General features: G+C 71.9%; 2 protein-coding genes. One reads left to right on the top strand and one right to left on the bottom strand.

Going from position 1 to position 2,296, the window contains the following annotated elements; translation table 11 throughout:
• The first annotated feature begins 133 nt into the window (after positions 1 to 133).
• Positions 134 to 1,798: a SulP family inorganic anion transporter gene (locus tag x551_RS21360; protein WP_036235600.1), complete on the top strand. Its 1,665-nt coding sequence runs from the start codon at positions 134 to 136 to the stop codon at positions 1,796 to 1,798.
• 7 nt (positions 1,799 to 1,805) lie between these two features.
• Here the strand turns inward: x551_RS21360 and x551_RS21355 are convergent.
• Positions 1,806 to 2,296 (bottom strand): CHAD domain-containing protein (locus tag x551_RS21355; protein WP_036251129.1); only part of this gene is annotated, 491 nt, incomplete at its 5' end.

The raw sequence follows: 2,296 nt of genomic DNA, 5'->3' as shown, positions 1-2,296 counted from the left end.
CCCGTGCCGAGACGCGGACCTGGGGGCCGTCGCGCCGCCGTCGCTTCATCGCCCGCCTGCACCACTGCGGTCCTCCGGCAGCCCGGCCTTCCGCCGCGCTGCCGCCCGCCCCTGACGCCCGAGGACCTGCTCCATGCAATTGCACCGCTTCCGCCCGCGCCTGCTCGATGCGCTGAAGACCTACGACCGCGGCCGCTTCGCAGCCGACGCCGGCGCCGGCCTGACGGTCGGCGTGATCGCACTGCCGCTGGCGATGGCCTTCGCGATCGCCAGCGGCGTCAAGCCCGAGCAGGGCATCTTCACCGCGATCATCGGCGGCTTCCTGGTGTCGGCGCTCGGTGGCTCCAGTGTGCAGATCGCCGGGCCGGCAGGCGCCTTCATCGTCATCGTCTACGGCATCGTCGAGCGCTACGGCCTGGCCAACCTGCTGATCGCCACGGTGCTGGCGGGCGCGATGCTGTTCGCGCTCGGGCTGTTCCGGCTCGGCGGCCTGGTGCGCTACGTGCCGATCACCATCGTGATCGGCTTCACCAACGGCATCGCGGTGCTGGTGGCGCTGTCGCAGCTCAAGGACCTGTTCGGCCTGGTCACGCCCAAGCTGCCGGCCGACTTCTTCACGCAGATCGGCGTGCTGCTCGAGCACGCCGACAGCTTCAACCCGATGGCCTTCGCGATCGGCCTGCTGTCGCTGGCGCTGCTGTTCGCGTGGCCGCGGCTGCAGAAGCACCACACCGTGGTCGAGCACACCACGCTGCGCAGCGCCTCGCGCATGCCCGCGCCGATGGTGGTGCTGGTGCTGGCGACCACGGCCACCGCACTGCTGCACCTGCCGGTCGAGACCATCGGCTCGCGCTTCGGCGGCATCCCGCAGGCGCTGCCGGCCTTCGTGTGGCCCGAGCTCAGCTGGCGCAGCGCGAAGGAGCTGTTCATCCCGACGCTGACGATCGCGATGCTGGGCGCGGTGGAGTCGCTGCTGTGCGCGCGCGTGGCCGACAACGTGGGCACCGTGCCGAAGCACGACCCGAACCAGGAGCTGATGGCGCAGGGCATCGCCAACGTGGTGACGCCGTTCTTCGGCGGCATCCCGACCACCGGCACGATCGCGCGCACGGTCACCAATGTGCGGGCCGGCGCAACGAGCCCGGTCGCCGGCATCGTGCATGCGGTCACGCTGCTCGTGGTGGTGCTGGTGGCGGCGCCGCTGGCCGAGCACGTGCCGCTGGCGGCGCTGGCCGGCATCCTGCTGTTCGTGGCCTGGAACATGGGCGAATGGCACGAGTTCGCACGGCTGCGGCACTTCAGCCTGCCCTACCGCATCATCCTGGTCGGCACCTTCCTGCTGACGGTGATCTTCGACCTGTCGGTGGCGGTGCAGGTGGGCCTGGTGATGGCCTGCGCGTTCTTCATCTACCGCATGAGCACGCTGTTCCGCATCGAACCGCTGGCGGCCCCGGCCGAGACGCCGCCGGGCGTGGTGGTCGAGCGGCTCTACGGCGCACTGTTCTTCGGCGCGGTGGCCAAGCTCGAGGCGGTGCCGGCGCGCCTGCCGGCCGGCACGCGCGTGCTGGTGCTCGAGGCGCAGCGTCTGATCTCGATCGACGCCAGCGGTGTCGACGCCCTCACCCAGCTCTACCGCACGCTGCAGCGCCAGGGCGTGGGACTGCGGCTGTGCGAGCTGAACGAGCAGCCGCGCTCGCTGCTGCAGCGCAGCGGCTTCACGGCGCTGATCGGCGAGGAGCGCATCGCGCCCACGCTCGCCGAGGCGCTGGCGCGATCGGTCGCGCCGACGGCCACGTGAACCTCGCTCAGTCGGGCCAGAACGGCCGCGCCTTGCGCAGGCGCTTCAGCGACCGGCTGCAGGCGGCCAGCGTCGCCTCGCGCCGCGCTGCGAGCCAGCCGAGAGCGAACCAGGTCTGCGGCTGCTGCGGCACCAGCGGCCGGTAGGCCGCCAGCGCCACGCACACGTCGTTGAACTCGCCCAGGTGTTCCTGCGCCTCGCGCAGGGCATCGAGGTAGCGTTCGACGGCGCGGCGCTGGAACAGGCCGGCGGTGAACTCGATGGTGTAGCGCAGCCGCTTCAGACGCTTGCGCAGGCGGTGACGCGCCTCGTCGCTCAGGGTGTCGAAGCGCTTCGCGTCGCGCAGCGCCTGCGCGTGCCAGGCCTGCAGGCGCTGCGACGCCAACGCCGGCAGCGCGGGAGAGACTGCTTCGTCGGCTGCCGGAGTGACCGGGGCCGCCGGCCGCGCCAGCTCGGCCAGCAGATCGAACCACACCGCGCCGTGGCGGGTGCGCTCGG

It is taken from the genome of Methylibium sp. T29, from assembly GCF_000576205.1.
Lineage (GTDB): Bacteria > Pseudomonadota > Gammaproteobacteria > Burkholderiales > Burkholderiaceae_C > Methylibium > Methylibium petroleiphilum.
The sequence above is the reverse complement of the archived record's forward strand: the minus strand, read 5'-3'. Positions and strand labels throughout refer to the sequence as shown.

Excerpts from the sequence above, each read along its gene's own strand:
- x551_RS21360 (WP_036235600.1), top strand. The coding sequence starts at position 134 with ATGCAATTGCACCGCTTCCGCCCGCGCCTGCTCGATGCGCTGAAGACC.